This is a genomic window from Xanthobacter nonsaccharivorans, from assembly GCF_043194755.2.
Lineage (GTDB): Bacteria > Pseudomonadota > Alphaproteobacteria > Rhizobiales > Xanthobacteraceae > Xanthobacter > Xanthobacter autotrophicus_G.
Map to the genome: position 1 here is coordinate 4708589 of NZ_CM195526.1, position 17288 is coordinate 4725876.

A 17288-nucleotide genomic window follows, 5' to 3' on the forward strand; every position below is an offset into this window, starting at 1 on the left:
TGACAACCGTGCCCCTTGCGCTAAAGATTAACCGATCGATCGGTTAATTCAAGAGGCTCTTGAAGAGCCCAGCAAGGGAGGACGAAGTGGAGCCATCGCTCATCGTGGCGTATCACGAGGGCTGGACGGAGCTGACGCTCAACCGCCCGGACCGCCTCAACGCCTTCAACGAAGACCTGCACCGCCAGCTCGCCGCGGCGCTCGACCGCACGGCCGACGACGCCTGCCGCGCCGTGCTGCTGACCGGTGCCGGGCGCGGCTTCTGTGCCGGGCAGGATCTCGGCGACCGGGTACAGAGCGATGCGCCGCCGGACCTCGGCGCCACCATCGAGGCCTTCTACAATCCGCTGGTGCGTCGCATCCGCGCCCTGCGCAAGCCGGTGGTGTGCGCGGTGAACGGTGTCGCCGCCGGCGCGGGAGCCAACCTTGCGCTCGCCTGCGACATCGTCCTCGCGGCGCGCTCGGCCAAGTTCATCCAGGCCTTCTCCAAGATCGGCCTCGTGCCGGATTCGGGCGGCACCTTCTTCCTGCCGCGCCTCATCGGCGATGCCCGTGCCCGCGCCCTCGCCTTCCTCGCCGAGCCGCTCGGCGCGGAGAAGGCGGAAGCCTGGGGCCTCATCTGGAAGGCGGTGGACGACGCCAGCCTGATGGACGAGGCCCGCGCGCTCACCACCCATCTCGCGCGCCAGCCGACGCAGGGCCTCGCCCTCACCAAGGCGGCGCTCAACGCCTCCGCCGGCAATACGCTCGACGCGCAGCTCGATTTTGAGCGCGACGCCCAGCGCGAAGCGGGCCGCACGCCGGACTATCGCGAAGGCGTGAGGGCCTTCATGGAGAAGCGCCAGCCCACCTTCACGGGACGCCCGGCATGACCGCGGCCACGACCCTCCGCTCCCCCGAGGAGACCGCGCGCCTCAGCGCCGCAGCCATGTGGGCCACCGACCTTGCGAGCCAGGGCCTCGGCATGGAGATCCTCGAGGTGGGCCCCGGCACCGCAACCCTCGCCATGACGCTCACCGAGCGCATGTGCAACGGCTTCGGCATGGGCCACGGCGGCTTCATCTTCTCGCTCGCCGACAGCGCCTTCGCCTTCGCCTGCAACACCTACGACGCGCGCACGGTGGCGGCCCACTGCGCCATCACCTTCCTGAAGCCCGGCACACGCGGCAAGCGGCTGGTGGCCCGGGCGCGGGAGATCAGCCGCTCCGGCCGCTCGGGCATCTATGACGTCCAGGTGATGCAGGACGGCGTGGTGATCGCCGAATTTCGCGGGCATTCTCGAACCATCGGCGGGTCCCTCATCGATCCGCCGGACAGCGCGCCGAAGAGCCGCGACAGCGAACAGCCCTATTGAGTGGAGGAGACGATGAACATGGCTCTGCCGGCAGTTTCCTTTGGCCGGTCCAACGAGGCCGGCCTCGACGCCACCGAGCGGGCGTCGCGCGACGAGATCATGTCGCTGCAGCGCGAGCGCCTCGCCTGGTCGCTCCGCCACGCTTATGAGAACGTGCCCTTCTACCGGCAGAAGTTCGACGCGGCGGGCGTGCACCCCTCCGACCTGCGCGACCTCTCCGACCTCGCGAAATTCCCCTTCACCGTGAAGACGGACCTGCGCGACAACTACCCGTTCAACATGTTCGCCGTGCCGCGCGAGAAGCTCGCGCGCATCCACGGCTCGTCCGGCACCACCGGCAAGCCCGTCGTGGTGGGCTACACCAAGGCCGACCTCGACATGTGGGCGGACGTGATGGCCCGCTCCATCCGCGCGGCCGGCGTGCGGCCCGGCATGATGGTGCACGTGGCCTACGGCTATGGCCTGTTCACCGGCGGCCTCGGCGCGCACTATGGCGTGGAGCGGCTCGGCTGCACCGTGGTGCCCATGTCCGGCGGCATGACCGACCGCCAGGTGCAGCTCATCAACGACTTCCGCCCCGACGCCATCATGGTGACGCCGAGCTACATGCTCGCGCTCCTCGACGGCTTCGCCAAGGCGGGGCTCGACCCGCGCGAGACCTCGCTCAAGTTCGGCATCTTCGGCGCCGAGCCCTGGACCAACGCCATGCGCGAGGAGATCGAGCGCGCGTTCGACCTCCAGGCCACCGACATCTACGGCCTGTCCGAGGTCATCGGCCCCGGCGTCGCCCAGGAGTGCGTGGAGACGAAGGACGGCCTCCACATCTGGGAAGACCACTTCCTGCCGGAGATCATCGATCCCGACACCGGCGCGGTGCTGCCGGAGGGCGAGAAGGGCGAGCTGGTGTTCACCTCCCTCACCAAGGAGGCGTTCCCCATCATCCGCTATCGCACCCGCGACCTCACCCGCCTGCTCCCCGGCACGGCGCGGCCCGGGATGCGGCGCATGGAGAAGGTGACCGGACGCTCCGACGACATGATCATCCTGCGCGGCGTCAACGTCTTCCCGACCCAGATCGAGGAGATCCTGCTGGCGCATCCCCTGTGCTCGGGCCACTACCAGCTGGAGCTCATCCGCGAAGGCCGCATGGACGAGATGACCGTCCATGCCGAGTTCCGCGAGGGCGTGGAGACGAGCCTCGCCTGCGCCGGAGAGATCCTCATCCGCATCAAGGACACCATCGGCATCACCACCCGCATCGAGATGCACGGGCCCGGCGGCATCGAGCGCACCGCCGCCGGCAAGGCCAAGCGGATCATCGACCGCCGCCCGAAGGACTGAGGCGGAGTGGAGCGGCGAAGGCCGCTCCACCCACCGGTCGCGCCCTGGAGCGCAAGGACGCAAAGAAAAAGAAAAGGCCCGGCATTGCCGGGCCTTTCGAGCTTTCAGGGCGCATCTGCGCGCTGCCACGAACAGTCATCCGGGCTGCGCGACGGCTCATGACATCGCCGTCATGCCCCGGCTTGTCCGGGGCATCCATTCGCGGCGCCGGGGTGCTTCACGCCCGGAGGCGCCAGCCCGGTCACGGAGTGGATCCCTGAGGAACTCGGCTGGCGTCGAGGCCCATCTCCTCCGCGGGAGGATGACCGCGCCCCTCAGACCTGGTCGAAGTCCACCACGATCCGCGCGCTGGTAGGCCGCGCCTGGCAGGTAAGGACGTAGCCGCCCTGAACCTCCCACGGCTCCAGCGAATAGTTCACATCCATGGCCGCGGTGCCCTCCACGATCTTGGCCCGGCAGGTGGAGCACATGCCGCCCTTGCAGGCGAACGGCAGGTCCACGCCGGCCCGCAGGGCGGCGTCCAGGATCGCCTCGCCTGCCGCGACCGGCACGTCACGGCGCTTGCCGTCGACGATGAGGGAGGCGACATGCGCAGGCGGCGCGTCCGGCGCCACGACGGGCGTCACGCGAGGCTTGCCGTCATGGGCGGAGACGAAACGCTCCACGTGGATCTTCTCCGGCGGAAGGCCCAGATCCTTCAGCGTGCCTTCCAGATCGTCGATCATGCCCGCAGGCCCGCAGACGAAGGCGTGATCGACGGCGGCGGCGGGCACCATGACGCTGAGAAGCAGGCGCACCTTCTCCCCGTCGAGCCGGCCGTTGAGCACCGGCACGTCCTGCTCCTCGCGGGAGAGCACGTGGAACACCGAGAGACGGCCGAGGTTGAGATCCTTCAGCTCCTCCAGCTCCGTGCGGAACAGGATGTCGGCCGCGGAACGGTTGCCGTAGAAGAGGAAGAAGCGGCTGTTCGGCTCCCGCGCCAGAACACCCCTCACGATGGACAGGATGGGCGTGATGCCCGAGCCGGCCGCGAACCCCACGTGCAGGCGGCCATCCCCGGGATTCCGGCCGAGGCCGAAGCGCCCGGTCGGCGTCATCACGTCGATCTCGTCGCCGGCGGAAATGGCGCTGTTGGCCCAGGTGGAGAAGAGGCCGTTGTCCACCTGCTTCACCGCCACCCGCAGCTCGCCCTCGTCCGGGCCGGAGCAGATGGAATAGGAGCGGCGCACCTCGGCCCCGTCGAGCATCGTCTTCAACGTCAGGTACTGGCCCGGCGCGAAGGCGAAGTCGGCGGCAAGGGCGGGCGGCACCTCGAAGGCGATGGAGACGGCGTCCGGCGTCTCCCGCCGCACCTCCCGCACCTGCAGGCGATGGAAGCGCGGCGCGCCGGAACGCGAGGCAGGGGCGCCCCCCTCCACCACGGAAGACGCGGCAACCTCGGAAGATGTGGCGACAGAAGTCATGGCGTCACCCGTTCAATGGCATTTGAAGTAATCGAAGGGTTCCCGGCAGCTGTTGCACCGCCAGAGCGACTTGCAGGAGGTGGAGCCGAACGCGGCGATCTCCGCCGTATCGGTGGAACCGCACCGGGGACAGGCCACCTCGTCCACCCCGAACAGCGCGCGCCGGCCACCGCCTTCGCGCGGCGGGGCGATGCCATAGGCCCGGAGCTTCTCGCGGCCCTCGGCGCTCATCCAGTCGGTGGTCCAGGCGGGCGCGAGGACCGTCTTCACCTCGACCGGGCCGAGCCCCGCCTTGGCGATCGCCAGCTCGATCTCCAGCGCGATCATGTTCATGGCCGGGCAGCCGGAATAGGTGGGCGTGATGACCACCTCCACCCGTCCGTCGATGATCCGCACGTCGCGCAGCACGCCGAGGTCGGCGATGGAGAGCACCGGAATTTCCGGGTCCGCGACCTCTCCCGCCACGCGCCAGACATCGCGCCGGAGCGCATCCTGATCGCGGTGCGCCGCGGCGCTCACCAGGTTGCCCCCGGATAGGTCCGCTGCAGATATTGCAGCTCGGTGAGCATGGGGCCGAGGTGCTCGGAGTGGCGGCCGTCGCGCCCGCCCTTCTGCATCCAGCGGTTCCGCGGCACGACGAGCGTCGCCTCGGCCAGCACCGCGTTGACGGTGTCGTGCCAGACGTCCCGCAGCCTCTGCGGATCGGGCACGATGCCCTCCGCGATCAGCCGCTGCTCCGAGGCGTCGGCCTCGAACAATTCGCCGGTGAAGGCCCACAGGCTCTCGATCGCCGCCTGCGTGCGGCGGTGGCTTTCCGCCGTGCCGTCTCCAAGCCGCACCACCCATTCGGAGGCGTGGCGCAGATGGTAGGCGCTTTCCTTCTCCGCCTTGGCCGCGATGGCGGCGAGCGTCGCGTCGGCGGAGCCGATCAGCAGCCGCCAATAGGGATCGATGAAGGCGGAATAGAACAGCTGCCGCACCATGGTGGCCGCGAAGTCGCCGTTGGGCTGCTCCACCAGGAGCAGGTTGCCGTAGGCGCGCTCGTTGCGCAGGTAGGCGTAGTCGTCCTCGGTGCGGCCGGCGGCCTCCACCTCGGCGGCGTAGGCATAGAGCGCGCGCGCCTGCCCGATGAGGTCGAGGCCGGTGTTGGCCAGCGCCATCTCCTCCTCCATGATGGGCGCGTGGCCGCACCATTCGGACAGGCGATGGCCGAGCACGAGGGCGTCGTCGGCACGGCGCAGCAGATAGCGGACGAGAGGCGTCTCCGCCACGGCGATGGACGTAGTGGCCATTGGGGTTCCTCAACCTCTGCCCGCGCGGGGCGACAGGATGCTTCTTGGAGGTGCCGGCCTTTTGGCTCGCCGGCGCCCCGGTCACATGTGCCCGACTTCGTCGGGGATCTCGTAGAAGGTCGGATGGCGGTAGACCTTCGATGCGGTGGGCTCGAACATCATGCCCTTGTCGGCGGGGTCAGACGCGACGATAGCGTCGGACGGCACCACCCACAGGGACAGGCCCTCGCCGCGGCGGGTGTAGAGATCGCGCGCGGCCTGCAGCGCCAGCGTCGCGTCGGCCGCATGCAGCGAGCCGACATGCTTGTGGGCAAGGCCATTGCGGCTGCGGATGAACACCTCCCAGAGCGGGACGGCACGTTCGGTCATGGTCGTTTCCTCCGGATTGTCCTGCGTTACGCAGCCGCCCGCGCGCGGCGCTTGTCGGCGAAGGCGAGCGCCGCCTCGCGCACCCAGGCCCCCTCGTCATGGGCCTTGCGGCGCGCCGCCATGCGGTCGCGGTTGCAGGGGCCGTTGCCGGCGACGACCTGCTTGAACTCCTCCCAGTCGATGGCGCCGTAGCGCCAGTGGCCGGCGGCCTCGTCGAAGGACAGCGCCTCGTCCGGCAGACTCAGGCCGAGGAAATGGGCCTGGGGCACGGTGGCATCCACGAACTTCTGGCGGAGCTCGTCGTTGGAGAAGCGCTTGATCTTCCAGCGGGTGGAGGTGTCGGAATGCTCACTCACCGCATCGGGCGGGCCGAACATCATCAGGCAGGGCCACCACCAGCGATTCAGCGCGTCCTGCGCCATCTCCTTTTGCTCCGTCGTGCCGCGGGCGAGCGTAAGCATGATCTCGTAGCCCTGGCGCTGGTGGAAGGATTCCTCCTTGCACACGCGGATCATGGCCCGCGCATAGGGCCCGTAGGAGCAACGGCAGAGCGGGATCTGGTTCATGATCGCCGCCCCGTCCACCAGCCAGCCGATGGCGCCGATGTCCGCCCAGGTGAGCGTCGGATAGTTGAAGATGGACGAATACTTGGCCTTGCCCGACAGCAGCTGGTCCACCAGCTCTTCCCGCGAGGAGCCGAGCGTCTCGGCGGCGGCATAGAGATAGAGGCCGTGGCCGCACTCGTCCTGCACCTTGGCCAGCAGGGCCGCCTTCCGCCGGAGCGACGGCGCGCGGGTGATCCAGTTGCCCTCCGGCAGCATGCCGACGATCTCGGAATGGGCGTGCTGGGAAATCTGCCGCGTCAGCGTCCGGCGATAGGCGGAGGGCATCCAGTCGTTGGGCTCGATCCGCTCCTCGGCATCGATGCGGTCCTGGAAGCGCGCGGCAAGGGCTGCGTCCTCCAGCTGGCGGTCTCCGGTTTCCGGATTGCTGTTGAGGGCCTGCGTGTACATGGGCTCTCCTCCCTGGGTGCAGTCTTTATATATTACAAAATAGTTCTATTCAACGATTTTTCGTAACATGTTGCGGCGCAGCGTCGACACCGCCAGCCGCACAGCATCAACCACCTATAAAATTTGGATAAATCAGCGCCCCGCTCAATCCCGGAAGCGGCGACGGACATCGGGATTGGCGGGCAGCGGCGCTCCGTCCTCGCCCAGCGTATGGGCATCCAGCCAGCGTTCGGAGGGCACAAGGACGTGGCCGTAGATCCGCGCGCACACCGCGCGCGCGGCGGTGCCCGGCCAGCCTTCCGGCAGAATCTCCTCCGGCAGCACCGGATCGCGCAGCACGATGCGCCGGTATTCATGGATAAGCAGCACCCGCGCCACCATGGCTTCCAGGTCGCTCAGCCGGGCGCCGCCGTCCAGCGCCTCCGCCAGGGGGGCGAAGGCCTCGATGAAGCGGGCGTAAGCCGCGCCGGTCTCGTCCAGCTGCCAGGCGCGGGCCGCGAGAGCCCTGACGGCACCAGGCGTGCCCTTCAGCTCGAAGTCGAGTCCGTGCGCAGCCTCCGGTCGCGCGACCCCGGATGGCGCGATCCACACGCCGGGCGCCGGCATGCCGAAGCCCGCGGCTTCCAGCGTCGTCCGCATCTCCTCGCGCCCGGCGGCGAGGTCCGGCAGGAACATGCGGAAGGCGCCGGACCAGGCCGGAGGCCGCAGCTCGTAGATGTGCGATGTCGCCTGCCGAAAGGTTTCCCGCCCCTTCTCCGCCAGCCGGTAGAAGGAATTGCGGCCGACCCGCGTGCGCTCCAGCCAGCCATCGGCGGCAAGCCGCGACATGGCGGTGCGCACCACACCCTCGGCGACGTCCAGCCCCTTGAAGAAGGCCAGCAGCGTGCCGAGCCACACGGCCCCGCCCCGCGGGACGACCGCATCGCCGTAGACGGTGATGATGATGGACCACGTGCGCGAGGGCTCCCCCCGCACATGCTCCAGAATCGAATGAAGGGCATCGCGCGACATGCCGCGATCCATAGACCGGGACGCTGTTTCCCGGAAGCCGTGTCGCGGCTAGGCCTTGCCCCGCGCCGCCGAGGCGCGGTGGGGCGCAGCCTTGCCGGTCGCGGCGCGCGGCGCCGGGCTCCGCTTGGCGCTTGCGGCATCCGCGACGGAAGGCTTTGGGGCAACCTTGGGGGTCTTGACCGGCGTCTTAACGGCCGTCTTGGCGGGGGCCTTAGCGGGAGCCTTGGCAGACTTCGTCGCCGCGGATCCCGCCAGGGCGGCAGCGGCGCTCCCCGCGCCCGCGGTCACCAGAGCCGTCACCAGGCGGGCATAGTCCTGCCGGCTCAGCCCCTTGCCCTCCCGGAACCACAGATAGTGCCAGTTCAGCATGCCGAACATGGACATGGTCATGGGCTTCAGCAGCGGTCCCCGCCCGATCTGCGGCACAGTGTCGGCAATGGCGTCGGAGAGCAGCACCACGAGGCGGCGCTCCATGCCGCGCAGCGTCTCCTGCCGTTCCCCGGAGAGGAGCTTCAGGTTGGCGATCTGCACCTGATGCTCCGCGTCGGAATCACGATAGGCCTCGAGCAGGGCAGCGGATATGGCATAGAGCCGCTCCTCCAACGGCGCCGCCTCGATCGCCGCTTCCACCTCGGCGATGATGTGCTCGAGATGAGCGAAGAGGATGTCGAAGAGGACCGCCTCCTTGTCCGGATAATAATGGTAGAGCAGGGCCTTCGAGATGCCGCAGGCATCCGCGATCATGGTGATCGACGTGCCGGAATACCCATACTGCGCGAACAGCTCGGCCGAGCGGTGGAGGATGGCCTGACGCTTGGCGTCATAGTCTTGAGCGCGGGTCCGAGCCATCCTTTTCCATCCGTAACGTGGCAGCGGCACATCTCCGCGGCGTCAGCACACCGAACCCACCGGCCCGGTGCCTTGTGGCATATCAAATATTGTCCGGCTGGTCGATCAATCCTTGGGCCGGTAAAAATCCGAATCGAATGATTGACCAGCCGGTCGGTTAATCATAAAGTCCCCCTGCCGTTGGGTGGCCGCCCCGCGGCATGGAGGCGGGGCCAACCCGCTCCATGGCCAGAACGGTCGTTGGTGGGCACCTCACCGCCCGCAAATGCAAAAAAGGCACGTTATCCGACCGGCTTGCGATCCAGGCTGACCGGCGCGTGCTCCAGGAGGAACGCCAGATGACATCGTCCGCTTCCGGGCGGCGGATCGCGCTCGCGCTTGCCGCCACCCTCGCCACTCTTGCCGGCCCAGCCATTTCTTCGCGTGCCCAGGCCGCAGATCCCATCAAGATCGGCGCCGTGGTCTCCGCCACCGGCCCGTCGGCCTTCCTGGGCGATCCGGAAGCCAGGACGCTGAAGCTCTACGTGGAGGAGCTGAACAAGAAAGGCGGGCTCATCGGCCGCCCGGTCGAGCTGGTGCTCTATGACGACGGCGGCGACGCCAACAAGGCCCGCACCTTCGCCTCCCGCCTCGTGGAGGACGACAAGGTGGTGGCCATGGTGGGCGGCACCTCCACCGGCGCCACCATGGCCATGATCCCGGTGTTCGAGGAAGCGCAGATTCCCTTCGTCTCGCTCGCCGGCGGCATCGAGATCGTCGATCCCGTGCGCGCCTACGTGTTCAAGACGCCCCACACCGACAAGACCGCCTGCAGCAAGATCTTCGAGGACATGAAGGCGCGCGGCATCACCAGGATCGGCCTGATCGCGGGCACGGACGGCTTCGGCAAGTCCATGCGCAACCAGTGCCTGAAGGTGATCGGCGGCTACGGCATCTCCGTCCTCGCCGACGAGAGCTACGGGCCGACCGATGCCGACATGACGCCCCAGCTCAACAAGATCAAGAACACCGCCGGCATCCAGGCGGTGCTGAACCCGGGCTTCGGCCAGGGCCCGGCCATCGTGACACGCAACTATGCGCAGCTCGGCATCTCCGTGCCGCTGTACCAGAGCCACGGCGTCGCCTCGAAGAGCTTCATCGACCTCGCGGGGCCCGCAGCCGAGGGGGTTCGCCTGCCGGCCCCAGCCATCCTGGTGGGCGACAAGCTCGCGGCGGACGACAAGCAGAAAGCCATCGTCGCCGCCTACAAGGCGTCCTACGAGAAGGCCTCCGGCCAGCCGGTCTCCACCTTCGGCGGCTATGGCTTCGACGGCATGCAGATGGTGGCCCAGGCCATCGAGAAGGCGAAGTCCGCCGATCCGAAGAAGATCCGCGACGCCCTCGAGGGCACCAAGGATTACGTGGGCGTGACCGGCATCTACACGCTGTCGCCCACCGATCATCTCGGGCTCGGCACGGACTCCTTCCGCATGCTGGAGATCCGCAACGGCGACTGGACGCTCCAGGCCCCCACCCGCTGATGCGGCACCGCTGCGGCATCCGGAACGCCGCAGCGGCGCGCGATTTACTCCGGCGGCGGCGCTCCCCGCGCCGCCCGTGCCGAGGTGCGAGACGCCGAGGGCGAGGCAAACCATGGCCGAATTCCTGCAACTCCTCTTCTCCGGGCTCACGGTGGGTGCGGTCTATGCGCTCGTCGCCCTCGGGTTCACGCTCATCTACAACGCCTCCGACGTGATCAATTTCGCCCAGGGCGATTTCGTCATGATCGGCGGCATGGGCACCGTGTTCCTCGCCGCGGCGGGCCTGTCCCTGCCGCTGGCCGCCTTCATCGCGGTGCTGGCCGCGGTGGCAGTGGGCCTGCTGCTGCATCGCTTCGCCATCGAGCCGGCGCGCGGCGCCTCGCCGGTGGCGCTCATCATGATCACCATCGGCGCGTCCATCTTCATCAAGGGGGTGGCGCAGCTGGTGTTCGACAAGCAGTTCCACTCGCTGCCCGCCTTCTCGGGCGACGCGCCCATCCCGGTGGGCGGCGCGACCGTGCTGCCGCAAAGCCTGTGGGTGCTGGGCACCGCCGTGGCGCTGGTGGTGGCCCTCTATCTGTTCCTGGAACGCACGCAGCTCGGCAAGGCGCTGCTCGCCACCGCCGCGAACCGGCTGGCGGCAAGGCTGGTGGGCATCAACGTCACCGTCATCCTCGCCCACGCCTTCGGCCTCTCCGCCGCCATCGGCGCGCTCGCCGGCGTCGTGGTCACCCCCATCACGCTGACGCGCTACGACGTGGGCACGCTGTTCGCCCTCAAGGGCTTCGCCGCCGCCATGCTGGGCGGCATGGGCAACCCGCTCGGCGCGGTGGTGGGGGGCCTCCTCATCGGCCTGCTGGAGACGTTCGGCGCCGGCTACCTCAGCTCCACCTACAAGGATGCGGTCGCGTTCGTGATGATCCTCGTCGTCCTCTTCTTCCTGCCGCGCGGCCTGTTCGGCAGCCGCAGCGTGGAGCGCGTGTGATGCTGGCGAACCTCATCCGCGCCCGCTTCACGCCGCTGGTGGCGCTGGCGGCGATCATCGCGGTCGTCCCGCTGGTCGCGCCCTCCTCCTTCCACCTGCGCGTGGCCGCGCTGGTGTGGATCTTCTCCCTCGCCGCCCTCGGGCTCACCATCCTCATGGGCTATGCGGGGCAGGTCAGCCTCGGCCATGCGGGCTTCCTTGGCATCGGCGCCTATGCGGTGGCCATCGGCCCGGCGCGCTTCGGCCTCGATCCGGCCCTGTGCCTGGTCGTCGGCGCCGTCCTCGCCGGGCTGGTGGCTTATGTGGTGGGCCGGCCGATCCTGAAGCTCAAGGGCTACTACCTCGCCATCGCCACCCTCGGCTTCGGCGTCATCGTCGCCCTGGTGCTCCACAGCGAGAGCGAGGTGACCGGCGGGCCGGACGGCATGCAGGTGGCCCGCCTCACCTTTTTCGGCTGGCGCGTCTCCGGCGCCTGGAACTGGTACTGGGTCACGGCCGGCGCGCTTCTCCTCGGCGCCGCCCTCGCCCTGAACATCGCCGCGAGCCCCACCGGGCGGGCGCTCCGGGCCCTGCACGACAGCGAGGTCGCGGCCGCCGGCACCGGCATCGACGTGGCGCGGAAGAAGCTCGCCGCCTTCGTCATCGCCGCGATCTATGCCGCCGTCGCCGGCGGGCTGCTCGCCGCCATGAACGGGCTCATCACCCCGGAAGCCGCGAGCTTCACCCACTCCATCGAGCTCGTGGCCATGGCCATCATCGGCGGCCTCGGCTCCGTTCTCGGCACGGTGGCGGGCGCCGCCTTCCTCGTGGTGCTGCCGCAGGTTCTCACCGCGCTCCAGGAGTATGAGCAGGCGGTGCTGGGCCTGCTGATCATGGTGTTCATGATCGGCCTGCCCGCCGGCATCGTGCCATCCGCGCGGAACTGGCTTCTGGAGCGCCTGTCATGAGCGCCGCCCCCATGACACCGGTCGCCCCCGCCCTGCTGGATGTGAGCGGCCTCGGCATCGCCTTCGGCGGCCTGCGCGCCGTGGACGGCGTGGGCTTCAGGGTGGCCGCCGGCGAGGTCTTCTCCATCATCGGCCCCAACGGCGCCGGAAAGACCACCCTGTTCAACCTCGTCACCGGCATCTACCGCCCCTCCCAGGGACGGGTGGCGCTCGCCGGCGAGGACATCACCGGCCTGCCTTCCCATCTTCTGGTGCGGCGGGGCATGTCCCGCACCTTCCAGAACCTGCAGATCTTCTTCCGCATGACGGCGCTGGAGAACGTGATGGTGGGCCGTCACCTCTCCGAGCGGACCTCCCTCATCGCCGACATCCTCGGGCTGCCGGGCGTCGGCCGGCAGAACCGGGCGACGCGCGAGCAGGCCCGCACCCTGCTGGAGCGCGTCGGCCTCGGCCAGCTTGCCGAGTCCCAGGCCGGCTCGCTTCCCTACGGGGCGCTGAAGCGTCTGGAGATCGCCCGCGCCCTGGCGGCGGAGCCGAAAATCCTGCTGCTGGACGAGCCCGCCGCCGGCTGCAACGCGGTGGAGACCGAGGCCATCGACCACCTCATCTGCGACATCGCCCGCAGCGGCGTCGCCGTGGTGCTCATCGAGCACGACATGAAGCTGGTGATGAAGATCTCCGACCGCATCCTGGTGCTCGCCCAGGGCCGCCCACTGGCGGAAGGCGCCCCCCGGGCGGTGCGGGAGAACCCCGCCGTCATCTCCGCCTATCTCGGCGACCACGGCGCACGGGAGGCCGATCGTGCTTACGGTTGAAGCCCTGTCCTCGGCCTATGGCCGCATCTCGGTGCTGCACGACGTGAACCTCCAGGTGGAGGCCGGCGAGATCGTCGCCCTCGTGGGTTCCAACGGAGCGGGCAAGACGACGCTGCTGCGCACCCTCTCCGGGGTGCAGCCGGCGCGCTCCGGGCGCATCCTGTTCGAGGGCCGGCCCATCGAGCGCATGGAACCGCACAGGCGCGTCGCCTGCGGCATCTCCCAGTCGCCGGAGGGGCGGCAGGTGTTCGGGCCGCTGAGCGTCGAGGACAATCTGAAGCTCGGTGCTTTCCGCCGCTCGGGCGGCCCCATGCGCGAGGCGCTGGAGAAGGTCTACGCCCTCTTCCCCGTGCTGGAGGAGAAGCGCGCCATACCGGCCATGAGCCTTTCGGGCGGACAGCAGCAGATGCTGGCCATCGGCCGCGCGCTGATGGCGGCGCCGAAGCTGCTCCTGCTCGACGAGCCGTCGCTCGGCCTCGCGCCGCTGCTGGTGGACCAGATCCTCGCCGCGGTGGTGTCGCTGAAGGAGCAAGGCATCACCGTGCTGCTGGTGGAGCAGAACGCCTCCGCCGCGCTGGCTATCGCCGACCGGGGCTATGTGCTGGAAACCGGGCGGGTGGTGATCGAGGGCACCGGCGCGGCGCTGCTGGAGGACCCCAAGGTGCGCGCCGCCTATCTCGGCTTCTGAGGGACCTTTCGGTATCGGTCGAAGGCCGGGACCGTCGGCGTCAGGCAACCGGTGGCGGCACCGGGGCCGGCCGTCCGGTGAGGTACCCCTGGATAGCGGTGCAGCCGATGGCCGCGAGCCATTCGAACTGCTCCAGGGTCTCCACACCTTCCGCCACCACCTCGACCTCAAGCCGCCCGCACAGATCGACGATGGCCGTGACGATGTCGCGCGAACGCGAGCTGGCCTCGATGTCGTCGATGAGGCTCTTGTCGATCTTGATTTTCGCGACGGGCAGCTTGTCCAGATAACTCAGCGACGAATAGGCGGCGCCGAAGTCGTCGATGGCCACCCGCACGCCGAGCGCGTTCAGCTGGCGGATCTCTTCCGCTGCCTTCGGCGCATCCTCCACCAGGGCGCGCTCGGTGAGCTCGAGCCACAGGCGGCTGGGGTCGAGCCCGCTGTCGGCCAGCGCCACCTTCACTTCGCCCACCAGGTCGCCCACGGCGAGCCAGCCGGGCGACATATTCACCGAGATCCAGGGCTTCTCCGGCCAGGCCGCCGCCTCCCGGCAGGCGCGACGCAGCACGAACGTATCGAGCTTCGGCCACAGGCCCATGGCCTCCACCCGCGGGACGAACACCCCTGGCCCCACCTCCCCGACATCGGGACGAGGCCACCGCACGAGGGCCTCCCGGCCCAGCAGCCTGCGTCCGGGTGCAGACACCACGGGCTGCCACACGATGGTGAAACCCTCACTGGCGATCGCCGCCTCGATCGCCTGGTCGAACAGGCGCCGCTGCTGCCGGCTCTCCTGGATCTGCGGCGTGAAGACGACGGCGGCCGGGAGCTCCCGCGTGCGTGCGGCCTCCAGCGCGATTCCCGCCATCTGGATGAAGCGGTCCGGATCCACTTCCGCATCGGTCCGGATCGCATACCCGAGATCGAGGCGCATGGGCACGAGTTGCCCCGAAAGGCGGTAAGGCGCTCCGACCGCCTCCACGAGGGTGCCCACAAGACGCTGCGGATCCGGCATCGCCGTGCCACCCGGAACAACCACGGCGAATTCGTCGCCGCCCATGCGGGCCACCGTCGCCCCGGCCGGGGCCGCCTCGGTCAGCCGTCGCCCCGCCTCGATGATGCGCAGATCGCCGGCCGCCCCGCCGAACAGCTCGTTGACCAGGGAACTGTCCCTGAGGTTGATGCGCATGAGCATCCCCTGCCCGGTCATGTCCGCGCCCGCGCACAGGCGCGACAACATCCGCCGGTTCGGCAGGTGCGTCAGGGGATCATGATCCTGCGCCCACAGCATCTCCAGCCGCGACTGCCCCGCGGCGAGCTCCGCGTGCTTGCGGGCGGTGACGTCGAGCGCCAGCCCTTCGGCCAGCGTCTCGCCCGCCTGCTCGGACGCGACCGGATTGATCTGCGAGCGTGCCTGGATCCACACCACGGAGCCGTCTGGCTTGGTGACCCGAAACTCGGAGATCACGGGCCCGGACCGCCGTGCGGAGGCCAGCTGGATGGCCTGCGTCACCACGGCGAGGTCATCGGTATTGATGCGCGACAGGAACACCTGCGGATCAGCGATGACAGCATCCGGGTCGAGGCCGAGCACCTCCCGGGCCCGGGCGCTCATGTAGCGGAACTCGATGCCGCCGTCCGGCCCGAACCCGCGGCGATAGACGACCCCGGGGATGTTCGCTGCGATGGTCGCGAGCTGCTCCCGCGCCGTCGCCATCAGGGCCTCCATGGACATTTGCCTGATATAGGCCGCGAGAATGGCGCCCACCGCGAAGGTTGCTCCCGCCAGGAGCACGAGGTGCAGCAGCCAGTTCGCCTGGTACTGCGGCGTGATGGGAGCGGCAAGGTCACCCCAGTGGAGCTCGGGCAACATGGCGGCGAAGGGCGCAAAGGCCGCCAGCTCCGCCACATGGCGGAGCTTGAACCCGACCACCTGCCTCCGTCCCGTCCAGCGCCATCCCATCCTCCAGGCCATCACCAGCCCGAAGCCCGATGACAGGGCCACCTGGCTGAGGCCGGGCAACGGCCCATCCGCCCACAGCACGCTCGCCGCAGCAGCCGCCGCGGCGGCGAGCGTGCCCGCGGCGAGGCCTGACGACGGGGCGGCCAGGAGCAGGGGAATGATCCGCAGGTCCACCAAGTGCCCCGGCTCCAGCGGCACGGGGACGGTCATGGCCACGACCGCGAGCAGGCCCATCAGCAGCCCGTTGACGAGGTCCTGAACCGGAACAGCGAAGCGCTGGATCTGCGGACGCAGCAACACCATCACGCCGACGATTCCCGCGAGAACCGCAACGCCTCTCAAGACGGCATCCACCGTCTGCAGGAATTCCGTTTCCTCCACCGCCCCCTCGCCCCGGGTCGATGTCGGAGGCGCCCCTGAATGGTCGCCGCGCGACAGATCGGCAGGCTATGCGTCCCTTCGGCCGACTTCCAGCGCTGATGCCGCCAAGTTGAGCGGGATCCACGACGGCCCCGCGGACTCACCGCGGCCAGGAGGCGTTCCCGCTTCGCTGCTTGCTGCTGTTTGGGAGGTTGCGGCACCCCTGCACCACCTGGCGACGGTACCACCCCCGTATCGGCCGTCCGTAGCGAAGCGGCACCGCGACGGATGTCCTATCCCTGTTGCGTCGGCCGATTTTTGCTGATCCTGTTTCCGAAACCTGCCGTGAAGTAGTCGGCCGTGCGTTTTCCGTCCTTTTTTCCCGAGCATGTAAAAGATGCACAATTTTCACATATTGCCCGGCAGCTCTGCCGGAGGTATCGAGCTATCCAACGAATAAAAATACATGGAAAGGATGAAAGGTATCCCCATGGCCAACACGACAGCGGAGCTCGACGCGCTCCTCTCACAGCGATCCCTGACCGACACGCAGCTTCTGGCTGCAACCGAGGCTTCGGCAGACTTCCGGATCCTTCCCGACGCATCGGTGATCAAGATTGGCGGGCAGAGCATCATCGACCGCGGTCGCGCAGCGGTCTACCCGCTGGTGGACGAGATCGTCGCGGCCCGCAAGGCGCACAAGCTGCTGATCGGCACCGGCGCGGGCACGCGGGCACGGCACCTCTATTCGATCGCCGCGGCGCTCAACCTGCCCGCGGGCGTGCTGGCGCAGCTCGGTGCCTCGGTGGCCGACCAGAACGCCGAGATGCTGGGCCAGCTCCTGGCGAAGCACGGCATATCCAAGGTTGACGGCGCCGGTCTTTCGGCCGTGCCGCTCTACCTCGCCGAGGTGCACGCCGTGGTCTTCAGCGGCATGCCGCCCTATTCGCTCTGGATCCGCCCCGCCGCCGAGAGCGTCATCCCGCCCTACCGGACCGACGCCGGCTGCTTCCTGCTCGCCGAGCAGTTCGGCTGCAAGCAGATGATCTATGTGAAGGACGAGAGGGGCCTCTTCACCGCCAACCCGAAGACCGCGAAGGACGCCACCTTCATCCCCAAGATCTCGGTGGACGAGATGCTGGCGCAGGGCCTGCACGACTCGATCCTCGAGTTTCCCATGCTGGACCTGCTGAAGCAGGCGCGCCACGTGCGGGAGGTGCAGGTCGTGAACGGCCTCGTCCCCGGCAACCTGACCCGCGCGCTCGCCGGCGAGCATGTCGGCACCATCATCACCGCGAGCTGAAGAAGAACAACCGCC

Annotated in this window: 17 protein-coding genes; 9 read left to right on the forward strand and 8 right to left on the reverse strand. The window is 68.8% G+C overall.

Annotated features, from left to right (window positions below; translation table 11 throughout):
* Positions 1 to 86 precede the first annotated feature (86 nt).
* From paaG to paaK, 3 genes are read left to right on the forward strand one after another with little or no spacing between them, the layout of a single operon-like run.
* Positions 87 to 872, forward strand: coding sequence for a 2-(1,2-epoxy-1,2-dihydrophenyl)acetyl-CoA isomerase PaaG (gene paaG / locus V5F59_RS21475; RefSeq protein ID WP_393980967.1), 786 nt, complete (start codon positions 87 to 89; stop codon positions 870 to 872).
* Complete coding sequence (gene paaI / locus V5F59_RS21480; protein ID WP_393980965.1) at positions 869 to 1354, forward strand: hydroxyphenylacetyl-CoA thioesterase PaaI; 486 nt, start codon at positions 869 to 871, stop codon at positions 1352 to 1354. Before paaG ends, paaI begins: the two co-directional genes overlap by 4 nt.
* An 18-nt stretch (positions 1355 to 1372) precedes the next feature.
* Positions 1373 to 2695: a phenylacetate--CoA ligase PaaK gene (gene paaK / locus V5F59_RS21485; RefSeq protein ID WP_393980963.1), complete on the forward strand. Its 1323-nt coding sequence runs from the start codon at positions 1373 to 1375 to the stop codon at positions 2693 to 2695.
* A gap of 314 nt (positions 2696 to 3009) precedes the next feature.
* Here the strand turns inward: paaK and paaE are convergent, their stop codons facing one another.
* The 7 genes from paaE to V5F59_RS21520 form a co-directional block, all read right to left on the reverse strand.
* Entirely contained in the window at positions 3010 to 4158 is a 1149-nt protein-coding gene (gene paaE, locus V5F59_RS21490) for a 1,2-phenylacetyl-CoA epoxidase subunit PaaE (RefSeq protein ID WP_393980961.1), read from the reverse strand.
* 12 nt (positions 4159 to 4170) lie between these two features.
* A complete protein-coding gene (gene paaD / locus V5F59_RS21495) occupies positions 4171 to 4677 on the reverse strand; it encodes a 1,2-phenylacetyl-CoA epoxidase subunit PaaD (RefSeq protein WP_393980959.1) in 507 nt (168 codons plus the stop codon).
* Positions 4674 to 5450 carry a 1,2-phenylacetyl-CoA epoxidase subunit PaaC gene (gene paaC, locus V5F59_RS21500; protein ID WP_393980957.1) on the reverse strand — a complete coding sequence of 259 codons (777 nt, stop codon included), beginning with the start codon at positions 5448 to 5450 and terminating at the stop codon, positions 4674 to 4676. Before paaC ends, paaD begins: the two co-directional genes overlap by 4 nt.
* 81 nt (positions 5451 to 5531) lie before the next feature.
* Positions 5532 to 5819 (reverse strand): 1,2-phenylacetyl-CoA epoxidase subunit PaaB, encoded by a 288-nt coding sequence (gene paaB / locus V5F59_RS21505; RefSeq protein WP_393980955.1) that lies wholly within the window; start codon positions 5817 to 5819, stop codon positions 5532 to 5534.
* Between the two features lie 26 nt (positions 5820 to 5845).
* Entirely contained in the window at positions 5846 to 6832 is a 987-nt protein-coding gene (paaA, locus tag V5F59_RS21510) for a 1,2-phenylacetyl-CoA epoxidase subunit PaaA (protein WP_393980953.1), read from the reverse strand.
* Between the two features lie 144 nt (positions 6833 to 6976).
* Positions 6977 to 7843 (reverse strand): phenylacetic acid degradation operon negative regulatory protein PaaX, encoded by an 867-nt coding sequence (gene paaX, locus V5F59_RS21515; RefSeq protein ID WP_393980951.1) that lies wholly within the window; start codon positions 7841 to 7843, stop codon positions 6977 to 6979.
* A 48-nt stretch (positions 7844 to 7891) separates the two neighbouring features.
* Positions 7892 to 8692, reverse strand: a complete 801-nt coding sequence (locus V5F59_RS21520; RefSeq protein ID WP_393980949.1) for a TetR/AcrR family transcriptional regulator — start codon at positions 8690 to 8692, stop codon at positions 7892 to 7894.
* Positions 8693 to 9030: 338 nt separating this feature from the next.
* On the opposite strand from V5F59_RS21520, the gene V5F59_RS21525 reads away from it, so the two are divergent.
* From V5F59_RS21525 to V5F59_RS21545, 5 genes are all read left to right on the forward strand, one after another.
* Entirely contained in the window at positions 9031 to 10212 is a 1182-nt protein-coding gene (locus V5F59_RS21525) for an ABC transporter substrate-binding protein (RefSeq protein ID WP_393980947.1), read from the forward strand.
* Between the two features lie 112 nt (positions 10213 to 10324).
* Entirely contained in the window at positions 10325 to 11197 is an 873-nt protein-coding gene (locus V5F59_RS21530) for a branched-chain amino acid ABC transporter permease (protein WP_393980945.1), read from the forward strand.
* Positions 11197 to 12144, forward strand: a complete 948-nt coding sequence (locus tag V5F59_RS21535) for a branched-chain amino acid ABC transporter permease (protein ID WP_393980943.1) — start codon at positions 11197 to 11199, stop codon at positions 12142 to 12144. The genes V5F59_RS21530 and V5F59_RS21535 overlap by 1 nt, the downstream gene beginning before the upstream one ends.
* Complete coding sequence (locus V5F59_RS21540; protein ID WP_393980941.1) at positions 12141 to 12959, forward strand: ABC transporter ATP-binding protein; 819 nt, start codon at positions 12141 to 12143, stop codon at positions 12957 to 12959. Before V5F59_RS21535 ends, V5F59_RS21540 begins: the two co-directional genes overlap by 4 nt.
* The gene (locus V5F59_RS21545) at positions 12946 to 13647 is read left to right on the forward strand and encodes an ABC transporter ATP-binding protein (protein ID WP_393980939.1); all 702 of its coding nucleotides are present in this window, start codon (positions 12946 to 12948) and stop codon (positions 13645 to 13647) included. Before V5F59_RS21540 ends, V5F59_RS21545 begins: the two co-directional genes overlap by 14 nt.
* A 40-nt stretch (positions 13648 to 13687) precedes the next feature.
* On the opposite strand, the gene V5F59_RS21550 is transcribed toward V5F59_RS21545, so the two are convergent.
* The gene (locus V5F59_RS21550) at positions 13688 to 15991 is read right to left on the reverse strand and encodes a putative bifunctional diguanylate cyclase/phosphodiesterase (protein WP_393980937.1); all 2304 of its coding nucleotides are present in this window, start codon (positions 15989 to 15991) and stop codon (positions 13688 to 13690) included.
* A 469-nt stretch (positions 15992 to 16460) separates the two neighbouring features.
* On the opposite strand from V5F59_RS21550, the gene V5F59_RS21555 reads away from it, so the two are divergent.
* Positions 16461 to 17273, forward strand: coding sequence for an amino acid kinase family protein (locus tag V5F59_RS21555; protein WP_393980935.1), 813 nt, complete (start codon positions 16461 to 16463; stop codon positions 17271 to 17273).
* Positions 17274 to 17288: the final 15 nt, after the last annotated feature.